The organism is Lelliottia sp. RD5, from assembly GCF_056032945.1.
In genome coordinates, this window is sequence record NZ_JBVYHQ010000007.1 from 123,249 (window position 1) to 145,180 (window position 21,932).

Here is a 21,932-nt window from a genome sequence, read left to right on the forward strand (position 1 = left end):
TTTCGTCCTCTTAATTCTGCACTTCTTTGCTGACCGGCACATTTTCAAATTCCTGCTGGTTGCGCCGCGCGCCTTGCGCCAGCTCGCCCATGATTTTGGTCAGGAAGGGGGTTTTCAGGGTGTAATAGCGTTTGGCGACAATCGCGCTCAGCACGTAGCACAGCGCTGGCGCCAGCGTGAACAGGCCGATGATGATGTTGAGGGTGGCGCCGTTTTGCGTTTTGGCTGCGGCATCATAACCGCCTCCTGCAAGCATCCAGCCGATCAATGCGCCACCCAGCGCCAGTCCCAGCTTCAGCACGAACAGCGTCCCGGCAAAGCTGATGCCGGTGAGGCGTTTACCGTTGGTCCACTCGCCGTAATCGACGGTGTCGGACATCATCACCCACTGAATTGGCGTCACCAGTTGATGCAGCACGCCAATCACGAAGATAAAGCTGAACATCATTACCGTGGCGTGCATCGGCACGAAGAACATCGCCACGCTCGCCACCGCCAGCAGGGCGTTGGTCCACCAGAAGACGCTGACTTTGCATTTCCAGTCGGTGAGCGGCTTAGCCAGCGCGGAGCCGATGAGGTTGCCGACGCAATAGGTGGTGAGGAACGCGACGAAGATTTCCGGCGAGCCGATAATCCAGGTGCAGTAATACATCATCGCCCCACCGCGCACGCACACCGCGAGAATGTTGAGAATGGTGAGCACGCCCACGATACGCCACTGGTCGTTTTGCCAGATATCACGCAGGTCTTCGCGCATAGATGTGGTGCTCGGCGGCACCTGGATACGCTCTTTGGTGGTAAAGAAGCAGAACGCCAGCATCAGGAAGGCCACCACCGACAGCACGGCGATCCCGCCCTGGAAGCCCAGAGCCTTATCGTCGCCGCCAATCAGATTCACCAGCGGCATCATCAGCACCGTTGAGAGCATGCCGCCCGCGGTCGCCAGCACAAAGCGCCACGACTGCAGGGAGATACGCTGCGTCGGATCGTTAGTAATGACGCCGCCAAGCGCGCAATAAGGGATGTTGACCACGGTATAAAGCAGCGTCAGCAGCGTGTAGGTGACGGCGGCGTAGATCATTTTGCCATTCAGGCTGAGATCGGGCGTGGTGTAAGCCAGCACGCAAACCAGGCCAAACGGGATCGCGCCAAACAAAATCCACGGACGGAATTTGCCCCAGCGGCTGCGGGTACGGTCGGCCAGCAGGCCCATACAGGGGTCCGAAATCGCATCCAGCGCACGCGCCAGCAGGAACATGGTGCCGACAAACCCGGCAGGGATACCGAAAATATCGGTATAGAAAAACATCATATACAACATGACGTTATCAAAGATAATATGACTGGCGGCATCTCCCATGCCATAGCCAATCTTTTCCTTAACAGACAAGACTTCGCTCTTCATTGTTTTAATCCTTTGACGCTGTAGGGGCGCTGAGACCGGTTACAGACGTTGTAAACCATCGCTGATAGAGCAGGTATTCTGTTTTCTGGTTAATAACTTACGATTCTTCTTTTTTGTGATCGCGTTAAAACTCGCCGCACGCAAAGATAACCTGAGGATTTTCTTAATATTTAAGGTAAACGAATTAATGCAGATCAAAAGAGACGTGAAAAAGATGTGCGAAAGGATGGGGTAAACGATTGAAAGTAGCTATACTGCGCTCCGCCTCCATGTAGCAATCGAGGCGCGGAAGATCGTCATCTCCGGTGAGGTGGCTGGATTTCAAATCCAGTTGGGGCCGCCAGCGGTCCCGGGCAGGTTCGACTCCTGTGATCTTCCGCCAAAATTAATTATTTCTTCTTGATTATTTTTTTATAGTACGAAATCGAATCATCTAACCACTTAGGTTGCTCTAAATTCTTGACAACCCACTGTATAAATTTCTCTGAATAACGATGTCGCTTATCAATCGTGTAATGCATATCAGAGCGCTTGATTTTTTGAATATTATTTTTTTTAATTATTGCAGTGAAAGAATATTTAGTGATTATTTGTAAATTTTGCAATGAATTAATTCTTTCAATTGCCGGGCCTTGGTAATAAGGGTGAGTGATATCAGGATCTCTTGTTTCCCTTATAATAATTGCATTACTGCCATTGTTACCTAAACCTAGGGAGAGATCACTTTCTTTTTCAGACTTCGTTAATGTGAGCTTATACTCAATTGATATACTGAATGCATTAGAATTTTGTTCTTTGGTTGTATTATAGAATCGAGTTAGGAAACTTTGTGCAATATTTGCAGTCATCTCTCCATAATTCTCTTTTATTGTAGCAACATCCCCTCTAGGTCCATCCACGACAAGACTGAGCATTCCAACACTTTGCCCGGCCAAAGGTGACATTCCCGTTTCACTCAAATATCTTTGTTGATAATTTAAAACATTAGCCTGAAATAGGCGTGATAATTCTGGCTGCAGCTCTGGCAGAAGAAGATGTATCGCACCATCCCTGAGTTCAATTAAGGTTTCAAGATTTTTCTTGACTGGGTCAGCTTGCTGTAAGCATTTGTTAATTGCATCCGAAATACATATGGAGAAACCATTCCGATAAAACACAGACTCCATTCCATTAGATTTAATTAGCTCTGCCTTTAATAAAAGCTCCCATGCATTTACAGATAATATGCAAAATGCCTCTACTCGATTATCTAAACTTGGCCTATTATAGATCTCTAGAGATAAAATAAATGCATCCAGACTTCTTTTAAGCAACGACTTATAAATTTTAGTTTCAGGAGTTAGTTTTTGAGCTCTCAAAGATTGTGACATTAAAGATATAAAATCATCGTTAGATAGATTATGGATTCCTTCGCAATTCCATACCTTCCCATCAATAGTATGAACATAACGACCATTTAATTTTTCATTAATGTACTTTCTTATGCTATTTAGCGTATAGCCAGTTTCATTTGCTAACTCTATCAGTGTAAAAATTGTCTTATTTTTTTCATTTCTTCTAAGAGCGTTTAATAATTTAAGTTGATTGGCTGTGCGTGGCATAAAAAACTCCGTGTAATTTACTAAGCAATTTCAAAAAGAATCTAATCATCCTTTAGGAACTATACCTTTTTTCACCAAAGCCCCCCTCGCCAGCTCCTTCAACCAACTGGCAAGACTCACCCCTTCCTCAGCAGCTACAGCATCCAACTGTTCTTTCAATGCCGGATCAATACGCATTTTAAACTGCGGAGATTGTCCGCCGCCTTTTGGTTTTTTTTCGCGCGATATGATTGACATGGGGCCACCTATCCAACTAGTCTAAACATAATTAGGAGGCCACTTAATCCTCCTTTTAAACAACGCTTCGATGTGCTCGAACACAAACGAAGCGTCTAACCTCACCAACTATCAAGGAGTTGATTATGGCTGATTCGCATTCTACCCCAGACGCCGCAGAAACCGGAACTGAGCGCACGATAATTGTGGGATATCGCCCGCAAGCTCTCGATAAATCCACGCCGAATATCATGCTTTCTGGCAAATGGCTGCGCGCCGCAGGATTTGAAACCGGGCAACAGTTGACGGTCAAAGTCATGAACGGGTGCATCGTTCTGCTGGCTTACAACGAGCTGGAACAGCGGTTGCTGGGTGAATTAAAACAGGCGCAGGCGAAATTGAAAGGAATTGAAGGGGCGCTGTTACAGAAGCATTAATCTCACCGATTGAGATAGCTCTGAAGCATGCTCGCAATATCACCATTCCCTTATCAGGTTGGTTGCCAATCTTTGTCATACTTTTTCATCTGAGATGCGATGGCCGTCAAAGGCAGCCATTGCAATTATAAACCACAGCTTATATGCTTCTAATTATAAGCTACAGCTTATCATGGACGAACGCATGTGGACGGTACTTCTGGGACACGTATTTGAGCAATGGCTATATGAGCAAGATGAAGGGTTACAGGAAAAGGTATTTGTGGACCTGCTCAATCTGCAAAACTACGGACCACATCTTGCCCGCCCTTGGGTCGATACAGTAAAAGGCTCCCGGCATAAGAATATGAAGGAGTTACGTATTCAATATTCAGGCCGTCCGATTCGCGCCTTCTTTGCGTTCGATCCCATCCGCCAGGCGATTATGCTTTGTGCTGGCGATAAGCGTGGCGACAAAATGTTTTATGAACGACTGATCCGCATCGCAGATGAGGAATTTTCAACTCACCTGGCAACCTGGGGGCAACAAAATGAAAACCTTAAATGAAGTGATTGCTTCTCGCTCACCCGAAAGCCAAAAGCGAATCAAAGAAATGGCTGACGAGATGATTCTGGAAACTGGTTTACAGATGATGCGCGAAGAATTGAAACTATCGCAGAAGGCTGTCGCAGAATTAATGGGAATCAGCCAACCCGCAGTCACACAGCTTGAACAACGCGGTAATGAACTAAAAATCGCCACGCTAAAACGCTACATCGAAGCGATGGGTGGAAAACTGAGCCTGAATGTTGAGCTTCCGACAGGAAAACGCGTAGCCTTTCATATTTAGATTTTTTCCTGCATCAACGTCGCATGTTTCCCCCCAACCCTCTCCCGCCGGGAGAGGGAATCAAACGCTCAAGCCCGCACCTCCAGCACCGCATACACCCCGTCTTTCGGCACCACCACGGTGACGTTTTCCGGCGGCACACCTGCCGCGATATGAATGTCCTGCAACTGCTGTAGCGAGCGCGGGAAGATGGGTGCCCAGCCGATGCAGCGGAGGATAAAATCAATCTGCGGGCTGGTCGTGAGCATATTCGACACAATCACCGCTCCGCCGGGTTTGACCAGCCGCAGAGCGCGCTGCAGGAAAATCACCGCGTCGGCATCGTTGAAATATTCGAAAATCCCCAGCGCATCCACCAGTTCGGCCTGATGCTCGCCCAGCTCGAGCAGCAGATCGTCGTTGCGGATAAATTGATGAAGCAGATGGCGATTCAGCAGCGTCAGTTGATCCCCCACGTTTAACCCCTCCTGCGCCGCCATTGTCTCGGCCCACCGCAAGGCGACAGGGTCGTTATCCACGAGCGTAAGATGTACTTTTTGCCCATCCAGTTTTGCGGTGCGCAGCGCCTCCAGCACCGGGATTGCCGCGCCGCTCGCCAGGCTTATCCAGTCGCTTTCGATATCGTTTTGGATGTATTTTTCGACCAGTGCAGCCAGCACCTGCGCGCGCGAGCGTACGCCGATGGCATCATTAGCGTGAATAAACCACTGGCGGCTTTCGCTGTCCATTTTGGTGCCTTCCGGCAGCCGTTCTTCCAGCGGATTTTGCACCACAAACAGCGCTAACGCCTTGGGGACAAGCCGTGCACGCCAGGCCGCCATCGCCGGACGTGTGCGATACGCCTGTTCAGACCAGGCATGCCGCGGAGTCAGCTTTGGTAACCCATTCTCGCCCTCCTCAAGCAGCGGCGGCAAGAGTTCGGGGTTAGCCTTCATGGCCTGATTGAGCGCGTTGATCTCTCTGACAACGTCGTCTCTCATCGGCCATTGATCGCTAATATCGGGAAATGACGCGCTAAAAATCGTCATGTTTTTCGGCGCGTCACCGCGAAAAGGTTGCCAGTTCATCTCGTTATCTCCCGTTCGACCCTAAACGGAAGTCTATCTACGCGCCGCGCCATTGCCCTACGAAAAAAGCACGAAATGACGCCGCGCGTTATGCTACTGCTTCACCCACACCAGTTGGTCGACGCGGAACCCCAGGCCGCGAGCGATGCTCACGTAATCCTGCTTCACAGCGTCCGGAATGGTCGGCGTGCGCGACAAAATCCACAGATAGTCGCGGTTCGGACCGCTTACCAGCGCATATTGGTACTCATCATCCAGCGCGATCACGTTATAGCCGCCATAGAAAGGCCCGAAGAAAGAAACTTTCAGCGCGGCGGTGGTCGGCTCACCGGTGAAATACGCTTTACCTTCGCTCTCGTTCCATTTGTTTTTCACCGGATCGTAGCCCCGGTTGAGCACGCTTATTCCGCCGTCGCTGCGCTTACCGTACGTGGCAGTGACCTGCTCAAGCCCGCGCTCAAAGCGGTTTTCCAGACGGGCAACTTCATACCATTTGCCCAGATAGCGCCCGGCATCAAAGTGGGTGATAGGCTTAACGCCTTTCGGTGGCGTCGGGGATTGGCAGGCAACCAGCGTCAAGGCGATCGCAACGCCTGTCAAAACGGGCCATAGCTTCATGTGAACTCCTTTCATATGCTCGTGGGAGATATACCCAAAATAATTCGAGTTGCAGGAAGGCGGCGACACAGTGAGTCAAAAACTTGACTGGAGAAAACGAGTAATGCCAACACCCCTGCAACGTGAAGTATGACGGGTATAAGTGTAGTGCACGCATCAGGCTCTTCATTCAGCCGACGAATATTCGTAGTATATTGAGACTAATCTTTCTGATCGGACGTATCCATGTCTTACTCCATCGGCGAATTCGCCAGACTTTGCGGAATCAACGCCACCACGCTTCGGGCATGGCAGAGCCGCTATGGTCTGCTGAAACCGCTGCGCACCGATGGCGGGCATCGGCTTTACAGCGATGACGATGTGCAACAGGCGCTCAAAATTCTCGACTGGGTGAAAAAAGGCGTGCCCGTCAGTCAGGTCAAACCGCTGCTGGCGCGCCCTGGCGCACGCCGGACCAACAACTGGGTCACATTGCAGGAGTCGATGCTCCAGCGGCTCAGAGAAGGCAAAATCGAATCATTGCGCCAGCTGATTTACGATGCGGGCCGTGAATATCCGCGCCCGGAACTGGTGACGCAAGTCCTGCGGCCGCTGCGCAGTTCTGTCTCGGCCAACACCCCGACCATGATGACGCTGCGGGAAGTGCTGGACGGCATTATTATTTCCTACACCTCGTTTTGTCTGGAAGGCGATCGCAAAGCGCGCGGCGATAATTTCCTGCTGACCGGCTGGCACCTCACCGACCCGTGTGAAATCTGGCTCGAAGCGCTCAAGCGCACCGGCCAGGGCCATCGTATCGATGTGCTTCCGCTTTCGCCTGCGGCGCTGGCACCTGAAATGTTTCCCGAACGCCAATGGCTGCTGATCACCAGTGGCAAATTAACCATTGCACGTAAAAAGCAAATAGAGAAATGGCGCGAACAGGTTAATTTCCTCGAGGTCGTTACCTTGTAAAAATAACGGACGTACCAGTTATCACGGAAAGTTGAATATTATTTTTCCCGTAGAGTGCTAAATTTTTCCTGTTATTTTCATCTGACAGGATTTCAACATGAATAAGATTTCTGGCCTTATTGTTCTCTCTTCTCTGGCATTCATACCGGCGGCGTTTAGCGCCCCGGTCGGCACGTTGAGCGTGCACATTCTTAATCAGCAGACCGGGTTACCCTCACCTGACGTCACCGTAACGCTGGAAAAACAGCAGCAGAACAGCTGGACCACGCTGGCAAGCGCGAAAACCGACCCTGACGGACGCATCAAATCGCTTTATCCGCAGGAGCAGGATATGCAGCCAGGGGTTTACAAAGTGACGTTCAAAACCAGCGAATACTTCCGCAGCCAAAAGCTGGATTCATTCTTCCCGGAAATCCCGGTGCAATTCACCGTCACCCGCACCAATGAAAAGCTGCATATCCCTCTGCTGCTGAGCCAGTACGGCTACTCCACTTACAAAGGAAGCTAAACAACTTGTGGCGTTTAAACTAAAAATAAACGCCACAAAAGCATTGATTATTAAGATAAATTAAATTAAACCTCAATAAAACTTAGACAATAAAACACATTTGTCTAAGTTTTAGCTATACTGTTTTCATCAGCCTATAACAGGTAGCCAGAGGTGACGTCATGAACAATCAACCCGTACTCGGTATCAGCGGATGCCTGACCGGATCGGCCGTGCGCTTTGATGGCGGCCACAAACGGATGGGTTTTGTGATGGACGCCCTGGCAAAAGAGGTAACGTTCAAACCGGTTTGCCCCGAGATGGCGATTGGCCTGCCTGTCCCACGACCTGCTCTGCGCCTGGTGAAAACGCCTGTCGGCGATATTCGCATGCGCTTCACCCATGCTCCCCATGACGATGTGACCGATAAAATGGCGGATTTTGCCGCGCAATATTTACCGTCAATCGCGAATCTGGATGGATTTATCGTCTGCGCCAAATCGCCAAGTTGCGGTATGGAGCGGGTGAGAGTTTATGATGAAGCGGGGAATCGAGGCGCGAAGGAAGAAAGTGGCATATTTACCGCCGCCATGATGGCGCGGTATCCGTGGTTGCCGGTGGAAGAGGACGGACGCTTGCACGATCCGGTGCTGCGGGAGAATTTCATTGCGCGCGTTTTTGCCCTTCACGAGCTGAACGCCGTACGCGCCAGCGGCCTGACCCGCCGTGCGCTTCTGGCCTATCACAGCCGCTACAAGCTGCAGCTGCTGGCACACAATCAAGCCGGATACCGTGAGATTGGGCCGTTCGTTGCCGCCATGCATGAATGGAAAGATCTGGACGCTTTTTTCGAAGCCTATCGGGAAAAGCTGATGGCGATTCTGAAAAAGCCCGCCACCCGGAAAAATCACACCAACGTGCTGATGCATATCCAGGGCTATTTCCGCGAACAGCTCAACACGCGCCAGCGCCTCGAGCTGCGTGAAGTGATCCTGAACTATCGCGCCGGATTGTTACCGATTCTCGCACCGCTGACGCTGCTGAAGCACTATCTGGCCGAGCATCCGGACGATTATCTCCTGACGCAAAACTACTTTAACCCCTATCCCGATGAGCTGGGCCTGCGCCTGGCGATCGCCTGACGATTTCATAACGCGAAGGCCCCTAGCCCGAGAGGTCCGAACACGTAATACCTTTAGACGACATCCTCACTGTCGTCTTTTTTTGTTTGCAGCATGGCATGTGGCGTTTCACAATAAACAAAAAGCGGCGATGTAAGCCAATCATAATTCTAAGCAATTGCCTTTTCTCGCCGTAGGGCGACTGGCATTGAGCAAACGCCCAACCATTTATGTGATAAAAGCTCCTGTCACCCATAGAGAAACCAATGCAAAAAGTAATTTCCCTCATAAATGAATCATCACCCATACTTCTTAATTTTTTAATCAATTAAATCGTCTTTTTTTGCATGGCATTTCACACTGCATTTTTCATATTTCGGTTCGCGATACCATTCTGATTTTTCGTATAACTCCAGCCAATCCATATTTCCTTTCAACATTGATGGAAGTCTATTTTTCAAAGCATTTGAAAAATGAAAGAGACTGCAGATATTTCGTTTATAAACCTCACTCCCTCCAGGCTGCACTGCGTTTTCTGGTATAGCGCGATCTTCATCCTTCATTTGTGTAATTATAAAATCTCTCACATTGTATACCAGAACACTATTATCGGTTTTTAACTCACAAAAGCTGACTTCAACCGCCTCTCGCCACATAACGAACTTTAGTTGATAAGTTTTCTGAGCAAGTACGATAGTATCTTCATCAGTTGCATTTACATCAAACCTATAACGTTCAATGGCTTCCGCAAAAATATCGCAAAATGATTCTAGATATTGGTTCATTTTATTTTCCCTTAATCATTTGCATTGTTTTACTGTCGAAAGAATAACCGTTCTCACTAAGGTAGTTAAATTCCCTTCCAAAACCAGTCATTTCTTGTTTTCCAGTGACACTGTCCAGTCGGTACAAATTATCATTTGTTGGTTTAGTTGCAAGCACGATTGGATCGTTCCTGGCAATAGCGTTATCAAGCCACGGTTTATTATACTCTTTCCAGAACTGAGTCGGGTTTTGATATAATTCATCAGGAGTATTTAATAAATTGAATCCACCTTTTCTACCACCAAGATCGGTCGATTTGGGTAACCTAAGCTCTTTGATAATGGCTTCTGTATCATCACGGAAAGTTCCAAGTACAGTTGTTGTTTTATCAGGATCTGAAGTGAGCTTGAGTCCTGATGTCGTTGGGCGTTCAAGCTGTACTGGAGGGTTAGTCACTGGCTCAAGCGGTTTAACTGTCTGGCCTGGCTTAGGTAGATTGCCTGAACCCAGTGCACCATATACGGCGTTGGTAAGACCCTCGGCTGTCGTTTTCGCCAACGCAGCCTCTAGCCAGCCGCATTTTCCAGAACATTGATCGATAATATCTGCGTACCAATTTGCAGATGTTTCGTAGGTACGTCCAACCGTATCATCGAGCTTACGTAGGTCGGTATAAGCTTGCTGACTCAGCTCAATTTGAGTGCGCATTTTCGCGACACAAGCTGTATCACCGGCGTCCCAGCAGGCCTTGAGCTTCTGAACATTTTCCGATGACTCTTTAGCCATTTCCTTACGGATGTCCTGCTCACATTTCACGCCCCCCTGGCAGCCCATTAACTTCTCAACATACTTCTGGGGGCTTCCGTTACTGAGGAAATTATTTTCAGCAGAATTCTTACCTGCTTGCGCTCCGTTCGCAGCCGAGACTGTATCTCCGCCCGCAATTCCACCCGCAATACCTGCAGATATTGAAGCAAGCGTACTGATGGTTTGCTTCTCTTCTTCGCTCAATTGACTAACAGATTTTCCAGGGTAATAAGCATCTTTAATCGCAGCGGCGATCAGTTCCCCCGACGCCGCACCCACAGCGCCTGATGCAGCATTGTTCCCCTGAAGCGAGGCCACTACACCGCCAAGAATGGCGTGGGCAATCGCTTTGGTCGCTGGGTCATCATCAATACCCATATGATGACCGATAATGTTAGCCAGTTCCGGAGCAGACGCTCCCGCCAGTGCGCCAGCGATATTGCCGCCTGCCAGCCCTTGAAGCGCTGCTGTTACCGACTGAATACCGCGCTGGAGAGTACTGCCCGTACCAAAGTTCGCCATCTCTTTTTGATAAGCCGGGGAACTGCGCAAATCCTTCACATACTGTTCGCGCTCTTTATCTGTGGCGTTTTCCTTAAGGGCAGGCACCTCTTTTTTCGCCGCTTCCAGGGCATAGATATCGCCTTGGGTTTTGGCAATATCCGCTGCCTGGCTACCAATATCGCTAATCAGGCCAACCGTTTTCAGGCGATTTTGCTCTTTCTCTTTGTCGAAGATCGGGCTGATGCTGTCGTTGGCGTTTTCGGTATCGCGGCTGAGGTTTGCCACATCTTGCTTCTGGTTAGCGGTATCGCGCACGGTGATGGTACCGTTCGCCACCGCGGCCTGGGTGGTGCCCTCTGCATGCCCACTATGGCTTGCCGCTGAAATCATCCCACCCATCGAAAAATCACCGCCCGATGGCTTACTGCTGCTCAGGCTGATCCCCGTATGGCTCACTTTATAATCTGCTTCATTTTGCAGATCGCTAAAGCCGAGCGTGCCGGTATCCAGACTGTTTTTATCCGCCGATGCCGTCGAGGCGATCACCGCACCGTCCAGCTGAGTGTGGCGTCCAACCGTCACATCAAAGCCACCGTTGCCCGCGAACAGCCCGGTCTGCTCCTGCACCGAATCATAGGTGCTCTTCATTTTGTCCTGGCTGGCGCTGATGTAGCCGGAGCCAGTCATACTGCCGAAAGTGAAGCTGCCGCCTGCCGCCACGCTAGTCTGCTTCGATTTGAAATCGTTGCTGTCCTGCTGGCTGCTCATCCACAGATCGCGGCCAATATCCGCAACGATTTTATCGCCGTTAACCTGCGCGCCGTTCAGAATGGCGTCACGTCCGCTGGTCATCGACACCGTGCCGCCGCTGTCCAGCGTGGTTTCAGTCCAGGAAGTGCCGTTGCCTTTTTCATTGCCTTTTGCCGCGTTAACGTTGGCGAAAACACTGATCCCGGCCCCGCCGCTGCCACCGCCAATACTCACTCCCACACCACCGCCGCTGCTGCTATTTTTCCCGGTGGATTTCTGCGTATTGGCCGCGCCCGTCAGCAGAATGTCATTTTCTGCATTCAACGACGTGTCACCACCCGCTTTCAGCTGGCTGCCTGCGATCACCACATCGCCGCTGTGTTCGCTTTTACCTTTGCCCGTCGCGGTGATCGCCAGGTTACCGCCCGCATTCAGCGTGCTACCCGCCGCCACATCGCTTTCAGCATGATTCTGCGATTTTGATTTTTGCGTGGTCAGAGAAATGCTGACGCCAAAGCCGTTAGCCGGATCGCCCGTCTGCTGCGCCACGACCGCACCCTGTCCCGCCTGCACGCCGGAGAGCACCGCTTTTGTAGCCTGCAACGCCGCCACGCGACCATCGCTCTCCTCTTTCGCTGCCTGCGCCGACTGCACCGCGCTGTTAATCGCGCTCCCTACCGCACCCGAAAGGGCGACTGTCAGGCCGCTGGCTTTTTGTTCAAACGTCTCATCGCGCGTGCGTTTATCGTGCCCCGGTTCGATGATGACGCTATCGCCCTTCAGCGCGAGATCTTTGCCTGCCACCAGATCCGCACCGCCGACATGGAGCTGATTACCGGCCGCGATATCAACATTGCCGCCCGTTGAGCCCACGGTGCTAAAGCTTTGGCTTTGGGTCGTGCCGCTTTCGCGCAGATCGTGCGTGGATTTACTGCTGCCGATGGTGAAACCAATTCCGCCGGTTCCCATCAGGCCGCTTTTTTTCTCCTCTTTGAAGCGCCAGTCGGTGTTGCTGTTGGTCGCCGCCACAATATCGACGTTGTTACCGGCTTTCAGCCCCACTTCACCGTCGCCGACCACCGAAGAGCCTTGCACCAGCAGGTTATTTCCCGCCGTGACCTTCACGTTATCCCCGCTCAGCAGCGTTCCGGCTTCGCGTGTCGCACTGCTTTCCTGGATGGTATGGGTGGTTTTTTTGCTGAGGAAACCGCTCTTGGTTTTGGTTTGCTCTTTGTAGTAGTAATCGCTTTCCGTCGCCGTCGTCAGATTAACGTCGTGACCCGCAGCCACACCGATATCGCCCTGCGCGGTCACCTGCGTGGCCTGCGCATTCACATCACGTCCGGCGATAATCGCGGTGTTGCCGCCGCTGGCGATTTCGGTTCCCTGCTGGCGCACGGACTCGTTAATAACGGTTTTCTTGCTCGACTTGTAGCTGTCGCCTTCGCGGGTCTCTTGGGCCACGAGATTCACATCGCGTCCGGCCTGAAGCCCGACGTTTTTCTCCGCCGCCAGCGCTGCCGCCTGTGCGTTGATGTCCTGTCCGGCTTTCAGCACCAGGTTTTCACCTGCGGAAATCGTCGTGCGATCGACGTCGGTGCTGTGCGATTCACTCTTCCCTTTACGACTGCTTTCGCTGGTTTGCGCCGCGTTCAGGTTCAGATCGTTGCCCGCGCTCAGTCCCGCCCTGCCGCCGACTTTGACGTCGCTGGCAGTGAGATCGATATTGTGTCCGGCATTGACGATGAGATCGCCGCCCGCGCTGACGCTACTTCCCTGATACGTCACGGATGAACGGCTGGTTTTGGCCTGAGCAGAGCTGTAGGCGTCATTCACCTGATTGGCGTTGACGGCGATATCGCCCCACGCATTCAGCAGCATATCGCCGCCGGATGCCAGGTTCGCGCCGGTGACGGTGATGTTTTTCCCCGCCTCCAGCGACAGTGAATCCTGCGCGGTAATCGACGCCGTGGTGCCCAGCACGGTGTCTTTGATCGTCACATTGTTGCGTTTGCCCTTCGCATTGATATCAATCTGGTCCGCCAGCGTCAGGTTATTGATGCTGCCGTCCAGGCTCTCCAGCGCCACCGTCTTACCGCTGATGGTTGAGCTGATATTATTGATATCGCCTATAGCGCTGAGGTTCAGCGCGCCGCCCGCTTTCATCAGGCCGTCGTTGAGGTTGCTGATGCTGTTCTGGCTGTCGATCGTCAGGCTGTTATTGGCCAGCAGGGAGCTGCCGCTGTTGGTGATGTTGCCGCTTTTCAGGGTGACGTTGTTGCCGGCAATCACGCTACCGTTATTGACGGTGACATCTTTCGGCGACAGGTAAACCTTCGGCACCATCACCGTTTCGCCGTTGATGGTCGCTTTTTCCCACCAGATGATGCTGTGGTCGAGCGCAGCAATCTGATCGGCGTTGAGCGAGACGCCAAACTGCAGGCCGAGCGCCTGCTGCTGCGCGGCGGCGTTGTCCATCAGATAGCGCATCTGATCGAGATCGGAGCCGATACCGTTCAGATAGCGGTTGCCGGTCTGATTGAGCACAGTGTTGCTGACGTAGCGGGTATCAAACGCCGCATCGCCGAGGAAGCGGTAGTCGTAGTCCGGGTTGAGGTTCAGACGTCCCAGCATATAGGACGAGCCGAGCACCTGTTTTTCATCGGTATACGCGATGCGCGTTTCTTGTGGTGCAGCTGTCGATGGTTTAACACCGAGCAGTGCATTCAGGTCGGTAAACAGCGCCGGATCCAGTTTCCCGAGGTCGTTGAGTTTCGGGTTGATGTTAATCAGGTACGGGCTTTTCGGGTTATCCGAAATCACAAAATAGCCGTTGTTGCCTGACGGCAGCGGGTAGGCGCTGGTATCCACGGTTTTACCCTGGTACTGCCCCGTCGCGCCGCCTGTGGCGCTGTTCAGCGCCGCGGTCGTAACGCCCGCGTTCGCCAGGCTGCCCAGTTTGCCGAGGTTGGCGTTGCCTTTTTGGGAGGTGGAAATGTTGGTCAGCGCGGTGTTACTCGCGCCGTTGCTGTCCAGCGCGCCGCCGCCGTTGATCTGCTGCAACGCGCCCTGGAGCTGATCGTTCCATTCCGGTGAATTGACCGCCACCGTTCCGGTATTCGCCAGGCTCTGCTTTTGCGCCCCGCTGCCGATTGCTTTATTGCTGAGCGTGTTCAGCGATGGCGCGGAAATGCTATTGCTGACGCCGCCCGCATTGGCTGTGGTATTGGTGTTGCTGATGTCATTGGAGAAGTTTGCCGTAACGTTGCCACCGGCTTGAATGACGGCGCGATAGACAGAACCAACAACACTTTCTGTAGTTCTATCAGTGAGTTTGTAATTTGAGATCAGTTTTTTTTCTGGCTTGGTTGAATAACTGTAATTTTCGACGGACTTAATATCATCAGGAACTTCATACTGATAAGTATAAATGAGGTAATCAGTTGAAGTTGAATTCTCCCATGACTGATTTGATAGCGTATTACCAGAAAGAGAGATGTTTTTATTTGCCAGAATAGCGCTAGCGTTATTCTCCAATTTTCCGGAGTAAATTGTCAGATTGCTACCCGAACTAATGCGAGCAGCTCCCCCGTTGGCTGAAACTGTACTAGTAGTTTGCTTTTGAGCAAATTTTTGCACAAGACCAGAAGCGAATGGGCGATATGACGCAGATGCTGGCCTTGTGGAACAATTACCAGATCCATTATGTCCTGCGGCAGAACAATGTTCAGTTTCCGGGAAATAAACTATGCCATAACTTCCATCTGCCATTTTATCAATTGAAATTGAAATTAATGAATCACCTAAGCCATCCATATTGAGAGGGTTATCTATTGTTGAAAATGCTGAAGTTAACCCCTCACGTTCATTTAGCAGTTGCGCTGTACGAATAGTGATATCACCGCGCGTGGTCTCGATATTCCCCGACGTATTAGTCACCTGGCTGTTGGCATTTCCCGCCGCGTCTTTCTGCATCCACAGGTTATTTCCGGCGAGGATATCGCCGCGCTGGTTGGTGATGATGTTGGCGTACAACGCCAGATTATTGGCAGCGTACAGCAGCGCGGTGTTGATGATGGAACCCGGCGCGCTGAGCGTCAGGGAACCGCGCGTGCCGGTAAAACCGTCAACGGTAATATTGCCGCGGCTGGCAATGTTGATATCGCCGCCGCCCTGAATGGTCCCCGCACCGTTAAGCGCCACGGTACTGCCGGAAAGCGTGCTCGCTCCGGTTCCGGTGGTGATCTGTCCGTTATTCGTTAACTGCCCACCCGCCGTCAGATTGACGGCCTGCCCCTGCATCACGCTGCGGTTATCGATCGCCCCATTGCTGCTGATCGCGAGCGTTTTACCCGCGGCCAGCGCCGTTTTACTGGTAAACGCGTTGGTAAGTTTTAAGGTCAAATTGCCGAGCGAGACGACCTGCCCGACAACATCCAGCCCTTTGCTGTCGAGCCACAGATCGCCGCCGCTGAACAGTTTACCCGCTGCGTTCTGATTCACCTGATCGGCATCAATCGTCAGCTGCGTATTGCCCAGCAGCGTGCCGCTGTTGGTCAACTGGGTGTAATTCACGGCAAGCGTGCCCGCCTGTGTAGTGCCCTGATGGGTAAGGGTGTTGCCCGTCAGCGTCGCCCGATCGGCGACCCAGGTGCCGCTGTTGGTGGCAGTCGCGGCGTTCAAAATGAGATTCGTCGCCTGCAGCCAGCCCGCGCCGGTGTACTGCGGCGTGGTCAGCGTGAAGCGCGCGCCGGACAACAGTTTGCCGTCGTTCCGCGCCTGGCTGGTAGCGGTGACGCTGGTTTCGCCGCCGCCCTGTATCAGCCCGTAGTTAAACAGGGAAGGGGTCGTTACCGTCAGCGCCTGACGGCTGACAATTTCCCCGCCCGCGTTATTGGTCAAATTGCCGCTGAGGCCAAGCGTGACGCCGTTATCGCCCTGCAAACGCCCGTTGTTGGTCAACGCACCGGTGGTGACCCCGAGCGTCGCACCCTGAATTTTGCCGTCGTTGCTGACGGACTGAGCGTTCACATTCAGCGCCCCGCCGGAGAGCATCGTCCCGCTCTGCTGCTGAGTTACTGCCCCCGTTTGCGCCAGCGTGAGGCCGTTAACGCCGCTGATCGCACCGCTGTTGCTGAGCGTCGTGCCTTTCAGCGTTAGATTTTTGGCCGCCCACTGCCCCTGATTGCTGAGCGACAGCGCCTGCAGCGTCGCCGTGCCCATCGCGGTAATTTTGCTGCCCGCACTGCTGGTCAGAGTATTCGCCAGCGTCAATTGCAGCGCATCAGCACTCTGCACCGCGCCGCTGTTCGTCAGCGACTGAGCGTTAAGCAGAATGTTTTGTCCCTGCCAACTTCCGGCGTTCGTCACGGCCCCGGACGTGATATTCAGCGTGCCCTGCGTGAGCAGCGCGCCGCTCGCACCGTTGATTAACTCCTGCTGCGGCGCGGCCATCGCCATACGCGCCATCAGCTGCTGACGGGCGTCGATCGTCAGGCTGTCCAGCCCGGTCAACGTTCCCTGGTTGTTGATGCTGGTCTGATGCAGGGCGAGATTTTTCCCCTGCACCGTGCCGCTGTTTTTCAGCATCGCGCCGCCGAGCGTCACGTCGCCTTCGCCGAGCAATTGCCCACGGTTATCCAGCGTTTGCGCCGTCACGTCCGCCGCGCCTTTGCTCATCAGCGACCCGTTTGAGGTGAGCGTCCCACCAACATTCGCGGTCAATCCGCCCAGGCTCAGAAGCGTTCCGCCGTGCGTCCAGCCGTCAGACGTGACCTCGACGCTGTTGCCCTGAAGCGTGCCCTGCGTGGTCAATTGGCCTGCATCCAGCGTTAACGTGCCGCCGGTCAGCGTGCGGGAGGTCGCCGTGGTGGCAAGCGTATCCCCGGTCAGCGTCAGGCCATCCGAGCCCTGCCATAGCCCGCTGTTAGTGAGATCGCGGGCATTCAGCGCCAGGGTTTTACCGGTCATACGGCCCGGGTTGAGGATGCTGTCAGCGCTGAAATTCAGCGCGCGGCCGCTCTGGATCTGTCCGCTGTTGGTCAGTTTGCCGCTGAACGTCCCGGTGAATCCGTTGAGTCCGTTGAGTGTTCCGCCGTTGTCCAGCGACGTCGCCGTGAGGCCAATCGTCGCCCCCTGTACTGCGCCAGCATTCGTCAGCTGGCCGCCGTTGAGCGTCAGCGCCCCGCCAGAAATCCACTTGCCCGCCGCGTCGTTGGTGATACGGCTGGCCGTCGCGTCGGCGTTGTCATTGCCCTGAACCAGCCCGCTGTTGCGAATATCCGTGCCGCTCAGGGACAAGGTTTTCCCCGCCAGCGTTCCGCTGTTGGTCAGCGTTGGCGCGTTCAGCGTCGCGCCGTTTTTGGCCACAATGCTACCCTGATTATTCAGCGTTTTGCTGAGCGCAAAATCCAGCGCATCCGCCTGAATATCGCCGCGGTTAAGCAGATCCTTTCCCTTCAGCGTGAAGCGCTGATTTACCTGCATCAGCCCGGCGTTGTCGAGCTTATCGAGATCCAGATCCAGCGCACCGCCGCTGACCAGCTGTCCGCTCTGCGCGTTCGTCAGGCTGCGGGTTGTCAGCGTCAGGCTGTCGTTACCCTGCAGGGTGCCGGTGTTGGTAAGCTGCGGGGTGTTGAGCGTCAACGATTTGGCTGCCAGCTGGCCGTCGTTAAACAGCTGCGCCGCCGTCAGTTCAAACAGATTTTGGCTGAGCATCGCGCCCTGATTATCCAGCCGCCCGTCGACGTTGAGTTTCAGGCGATCCAACGCCTGCACCGAGCCGCTGTTGGTCAGCGTGTCGGCAGTGAGCGCCGCGTCGCGCGACTGAATTTGCCCCTCATTGTTCAGACTGGTTCCGGAAAGCGTCAGCGTTTCACCACCCGTCACCTGGCCCTGCGCCTGGTTAGTAAACTGGTCTCCCGTCCAGGCCAACGCATCGCTGCCCTGCAACAGCCCGCTGTTGAGCAGATCGCCGTGCAGCGTCAACACTTTCGCCAGCAATTGTCCCTGGTTTGTGATGTTGGTGGCGTTCAGATCGAGCTGCTGCTGGCTCAGCACGCTGCCCTGATTAGAGAACGATCCGCTGACCTTTGCCGTCACGCCCGCTTCGCCCAGCGCGTTGCCGCTGTTGATCCACTCGCCCGTCGCCAGGTTGAGGGTTTTGCCCTGCAACAAACCGGCGTTGGTCAACGTGGCGTTTTGCAGATGCAGTTCACCGCCGGAGAGCAGCTTGCCCGACTGTTGGTTTTCAAGCCGTTTGCCCGTTGCGGTCAGCGCGTTTGTCCCTTGCAGCGTCCCGCTGTTGAGAATAGCGCCCGCGTTGAGTTGGGTGTTTGCCCCCGCCAGCAGCCCGCTGTTGAGCAGCTCTGGCGCGGTGAGCGTCAGGCCTTTTTTGGCGATAATTTTACCGTCAGCGCGGTTATTCATCTGGCGCGTCAGCGTGAAAAGCAGATCGGTGGCGCTCAGCTCACCTGCGTTCTCAAACGATGCGCCGCGCAGATCCAGCGTGCCGTCGCTGAGCAACGCACCGCTGTTGTGTATCTCTGCGGCGTTCAGCGTCAGCGCCTTATCGCCCTGCATCACGCCGTGGTTTTGCAGGCTATCTGCCGTCAGCTGCAGGGTGTTCGCCGCCATCTGACCGTCGTTAACCAGCGCCGTGCCCATAACATTCAACTGGTCATCTGCCAGCAAACGACCCGCCGTCTGATTCGCCAGGCTGGCGTTATCGAGACGCAGATTGACGCCGTTAATTTCGCCGGCGTTAGTCAGGGCATTGCCCTTCAGCCACAGATTTCCATCGGTGGTGATCAGTCCCTGGTTGGTGAGTTCCGGCAGATCGAGCGTCAGATCGCGAACGCTGTACAGCGCACCGCTGGCAAGGTTATCCAGCGCATCGGCGTGCAGGTTGAACTGGGTATTCGCCTGCAGCAGACCGCTGTTGGTGATGCGCTGCCCGTCAAGGGTCAGGCCGTCGGCCACCAGCGTTCCGCTGGACGTGATGAATTCCGGGGCGGTAAAAGTGATATTTTTGGCTTTCGCGATGCCGCTGTGGGTGATGCGTTGTCCGTGCAGAGAAATACTGTCCGCCGTGAATTCGCCGCCGCTGGTAATCCCTTCTGTGGCGCTAAACGTCAGCGTTTTCGCTGTTGATTGACCGTCGTGGTCGAGCGTCTGCGCCGTAACGTTAAGCGCCCCTTTCACCGCCTGAATGCCGTTGAGCGTGACGTTTTGCGCCTGCAACGTCAGATCCTGGCCGCTCTGGAGATGTGCATCCGCGCGAGTCTTCAGATTTTTGGCGCTGACGTTCAGCGCTCCTGCGGCATCCGTCTGGCCATTAAGATCCGCGAGCTGCGCGGCAGTCAGCTGGATATTGCCCTGGCTGGTGGTGCGCGACCCTTTGCCGCTGGTGAGACTGTCGGCGTTGACGCTCAGCGCTTTCGCTCCTGAAAGCAAACCGTTTTGCGCCAGCGCGCCGGTTTTGACCGTTAGCCCGCCATCAGCGAGCAAATCGCCGCTGTTTTGCAGCGTTTCGCTGACGTTGAGATCAACGTCCCCTTTGGCACTGAGCATACCCTGCTGGTTTAGCGTCCCGGCATTGATCGCCAGCTGGCTGCCGCTTTGCAGCGTGCCTTTATTGGTGAGGGTTTGACCTTGCAGCGTGACGCCGTTGCCCTGCAGCGAACCGCTGTTATTCAGCGCGCGCGTTTGCGCATCAACCCGACCTTTTGCCGCCAGTTGGCCGCTGTTATCAACGCTATTGCCGGAGATCGCCAGATCGCCAGCGGCATTGATTTGCCCCTGATTCGTTAGATTTTCACCTTCAAGACGAACGTTACCGCTGGCATCCGCGCGGTTGCGGTTGTCCAGCACCAGCTGTTGGCCTTTAAGCGTGAGATCTTTACCCGCCGACAACGACCCGGCGTTCGCCGTAAGCGTTCCGCCGCTGGTTAGCGTAGTGCTGGCATCGCTGCCCACCGCCGCGTTGGTGACAGTCATGCCCTGTCCGCTGGTGACGCTGAGTTCACCGCGACTGCTCAGGCTGCCGCCGTTAACGGTCAGGTTGTCGCCGGCCGCCAGCGTCATTTTTCCCTGCCCAACCAGCGTCGTGTTGGTGAGCGTCATCTCTTTCTGACTGGAGACAACCAGCGCGGCGCCGTTGCCCGATACGCCACCGCCGTTGATGTTCAGCTTACCGTTGCTGCTGAGCGTGGTATTTCCCTGGCCCACCAGCCTGGCATTCGTCAGCGCCATATCCTGGCTGCTGTTTACCGTCAGCGCGCCTTTGCTGGTCGCTCCGCCGCCAGTCGCCTGGAGTTTGCCGTCGCTCGTGAGGCGCATCTCGCCGCCGCTGGTGAGCGACGCGTTGTTGAGCATCATGTCCTGCGTACTGGCAACGTTCAGCGCGCCGCCCGCCTGTTGGCTGCCGTTGAGCGTCACGCCTGCGCCTTTCGCGGTTAGCGATCCGCTGGCAAGACTGTTGGCGACCGTCAGTTTGCCGCTGGCATCGAGCTGAATATCGCCCTGCCGCGCGTTAAGATTCCCGAGGTTAACGCCCACGCCTTTATCGCTCGACACCAGACGAATGCGGTTTGCGTACATCCCGCCCAGTGCACCCGTATCAACCGCCACGGTCGGCGTCGCACCCTGTCCGGCAATCGCTTTGACGCTGCCGTCCGCGCTCACACGATTCGCACCGGCGGTAACGCTCAGATCGTTGGCGTGAATGGCCGCATTGACCTCGGTCGCGCGGGAGATTATCGACAGTGCATCGCTTTTGCTGGCATCCAGCCCCTGACCTTCAACCGTAATCGCCCCTTTGGTGACGTCCAGCGCCATCAAATTACCGCTGGCATCAAACTGCGGCTTACCAGTGGTTAAGGTCACATTCGGCGTATTGATGAATCCGCAGCCGTTACACGTAATTCCGTAAGGGTTGGCGACCATGACGTTCGCCGCTTTCCCGCCGACTTCGGTATAGCCCTGAAGCTGCGAGCGGCTCCCGCCCGTCACTTCGTTGATAATCCCTTTCGCTTCACGCCCCGCCTGCAAATTGGGGTTGTTCTGGATCAGGCCGCCGAGCTGGGTTGCGGTCAGGCGATCGGTCGCGTTATTGAGGATCACGCCCTCTTTGCCGACGTTGTAGCTGTTGAACTGGTTATGGGAAATCCCCGCCCCGTTCGGCGTGGCGATATTCACCACCGGCACGCCGTTCCCGGCCTTGTCCATCGTGGTGTTGCCGGTCGGCGTCATTACCGCCGCAAAAGCCGGTGCCATCGGCTGCCAGATCATTACGCCGCAGACGACCCAGCTAATCAGACGCTGAGAGAAACGAACAGGAGGGTGACGGGTAGCCATAGTCGTATGATTCT

13 protein-coding genes and 1 tRNA gene are annotated in these 21,932 nt (G+C 54.1%); 7 read left to right on the forward strand and 7 right to left on the reverse strand.

What is annotated here, in order from left to right; genetic code table 11:
• Positions 1-10: 10 nt before the first annotated feature.
• Positions 11-1,405 carry a glycoside-pentoside-hexuronide family transporter gene (locus tag AC0LWE_RS18980; protein ID WP_219347204.1) on the reverse strand — a complete coding sequence of 465 codons (1,395 nt, stop codon included), beginning with the start codon at positions 1,403-1,405 and terminating at the stop codon, positions 11-13.
• Between the two features lie 287 nt (positions 1,406-1,692).
• On the opposite strand from AC0LWE_RS18980, the gene AC0LWE_RS18985 reads away from it, so the two are divergent.
• Positions 1,693-1,787, forward strand: a tRNA-Sec gene (locus tag AC0LWE_RS18985).
• A gap of 7 nt (positions 1,788-1,794) precedes the next feature.
• Here the strand turns inward: AC0LWE_RS18985 and AC0LWE_RS18990 are convergent.
• Together AC0LWE_RS18990 and AC0LWE_RS18995 are read right to left on the reverse strand one after the other, a co-directional pair.
• Complete coding sequence (locus AC0LWE_RS18990) at positions 1,795-3,006, reverse strand: DUF3644 domain-containing protein (RefSeq protein WP_219347205.1); 1,212 nt, start codon at positions 3,004-3,006, stop codon at positions 1,795-1,797.
• A 45-nt stretch (positions 3,007-3,051) separates the two neighbouring features.
• Positions 3,052-3,243 carry a toxin-antitoxin system HicB family antitoxin gene (locus AC0LWE_RS18995; protein WP_219347206.1) on the reverse strand — a complete coding sequence of 64 codons (192 nt, stop codon included), beginning with the start codon at positions 3,241-3,243 and terminating at the stop codon, positions 3,052-3,054.
• 125 nt (positions 3,244-3,368) lie between these two features.
• On the opposite strand from AC0LWE_RS18995, the gene AC0LWE_RS19000 reads away from it, so the two are divergent.
• From AC0LWE_RS19000 to AC0LWE_RS19010, 3 genes are all read left to right on the forward strand, one after another.
• Entirely contained in the window at positions 3,369-3,659 is a 291-nt protein-coding gene (locus AC0LWE_RS19000; RefSeq protein WP_219347207.1) for a SymE family type I addiction module toxin, read from the forward strand.
• A 184-nt stretch (positions 3,660-3,843) separates the two neighbouring features.
• Positions 3,844-4,206, forward strand: coding sequence for a type II toxin-antitoxin system RelE/ParE family toxin (locus tag AC0LWE_RS19005; RefSeq protein WP_202668260.1), 363 nt, complete (start codon positions 3,844-3,846; stop codon positions 4,204-4,206).
• Positions 4,190-4,489 carry a helix-turn-helix domain-containing protein gene (locus tag AC0LWE_RS19010; protein ID WP_202694508.1) on the forward strand — a complete coding sequence of 100 codons (300 nt, stop codon included), beginning with the start codon at positions 4,190-4,192 and terminating at the stop codon, positions 4,487-4,489. The genes AC0LWE_RS19005 and AC0LWE_RS19010 overlap by 17 nt, the downstream gene beginning before the upstream one ends.
• A gap of 68 nt (positions 4,490-4,557) precedes the next feature.
• On the opposite strand, the gene AC0LWE_RS19015 is transcribed toward AC0LWE_RS19010, so the two are convergent.
• Entirely contained in the window at positions 4,558-5,556 is a 999-nt protein-coding gene (locus tag AC0LWE_RS19015; RefSeq protein WP_219347208.1) for a class I SAM-dependent methyltransferase, read from the reverse strand.
• 93 nt (positions 5,557-5,649) lie between these two features.
• The gene (locus AC0LWE_RS19020) at positions 5,650-6,174 is read right to left on the reverse strand and encodes a lipocalin family protein (RefSeq protein ID WP_059180518.1); all 525 of its coding nucleotides are present in this window, start codon (positions 6,172-6,174) and stop codon (positions 5,650-5,652) included.
• Positions 6,175-6,399: 225 nt separating this feature from the next.
• On the opposite strand from AC0LWE_RS19020, the gene AC0LWE_RS19025 reads away from it, so the two are divergent.
• From AC0LWE_RS19025 to AC0LWE_RS19035, 3 genes are all read left to right on the forward strand, one after another.
• Positions 6,400-7,128: a MerR family transcriptional regulator gene (locus tag AC0LWE_RS19025; protein ID WP_011915332.1), complete on the forward strand. Its 729-nt coding sequence runs from the start codon at positions 6,400-6,402 to the stop codon at positions 7,126-7,128.
• A gap of 97 nt (positions 7,129-7,225) precedes the next feature.
• Positions 7,226-7,636: a hydroxyisourate hydrolase gene (gene uraH / locus AC0LWE_RS19030; RefSeq protein WP_059180520.1), complete on the forward strand. Its 411-nt coding sequence runs from the start codon at positions 7,226-7,228 to the stop codon at positions 7,634-7,636.
• Between the two features lie 161 nt (positions 7,637-7,797).
• Positions 7,798-8,757 carry a YbgA family protein gene (locus AC0LWE_RS19035; protein ID WP_202668256.1) on the forward strand — a complete coding sequence of 320 codons (960 nt, stop codon included), beginning with the start codon at positions 7,798-7,800 and terminating at the stop codon, positions 8,755-8,757.
• 299 nt (positions 8,758-9,056) lie between these two features.
• On the opposite strand, the gene AC0LWE_RS19040 is transcribed toward AC0LWE_RS19035, so the two are convergent.
• Both AC0LWE_RS19040 and AC0LWE_RS19045 read right to left on the reverse strand, forming a co-directional pair.
• The gene (locus AC0LWE_RS19040; protein WP_219347209.1) at positions 9,057-9,521 is read right to left on the reverse strand and encodes a hypothetical protein; all 465 of its coding nucleotides are present in this window, start codon (positions 9,519-9,521) and stop codon (positions 9,057-9,059) included.
• A 1-nt stretch (position 9,522) separates the two neighbouring features.
• A complete protein-coding gene (locus AC0LWE_RS19045; protein WP_474266016.1) occupies positions 9,523-21,918 on the reverse strand; it encodes a hemagglutinin repeat-containing protein in 12,396 nt (4,131 codons plus the stop codon).
• Positions 21,919-21,932: the final 14 nt, after the last annotated feature.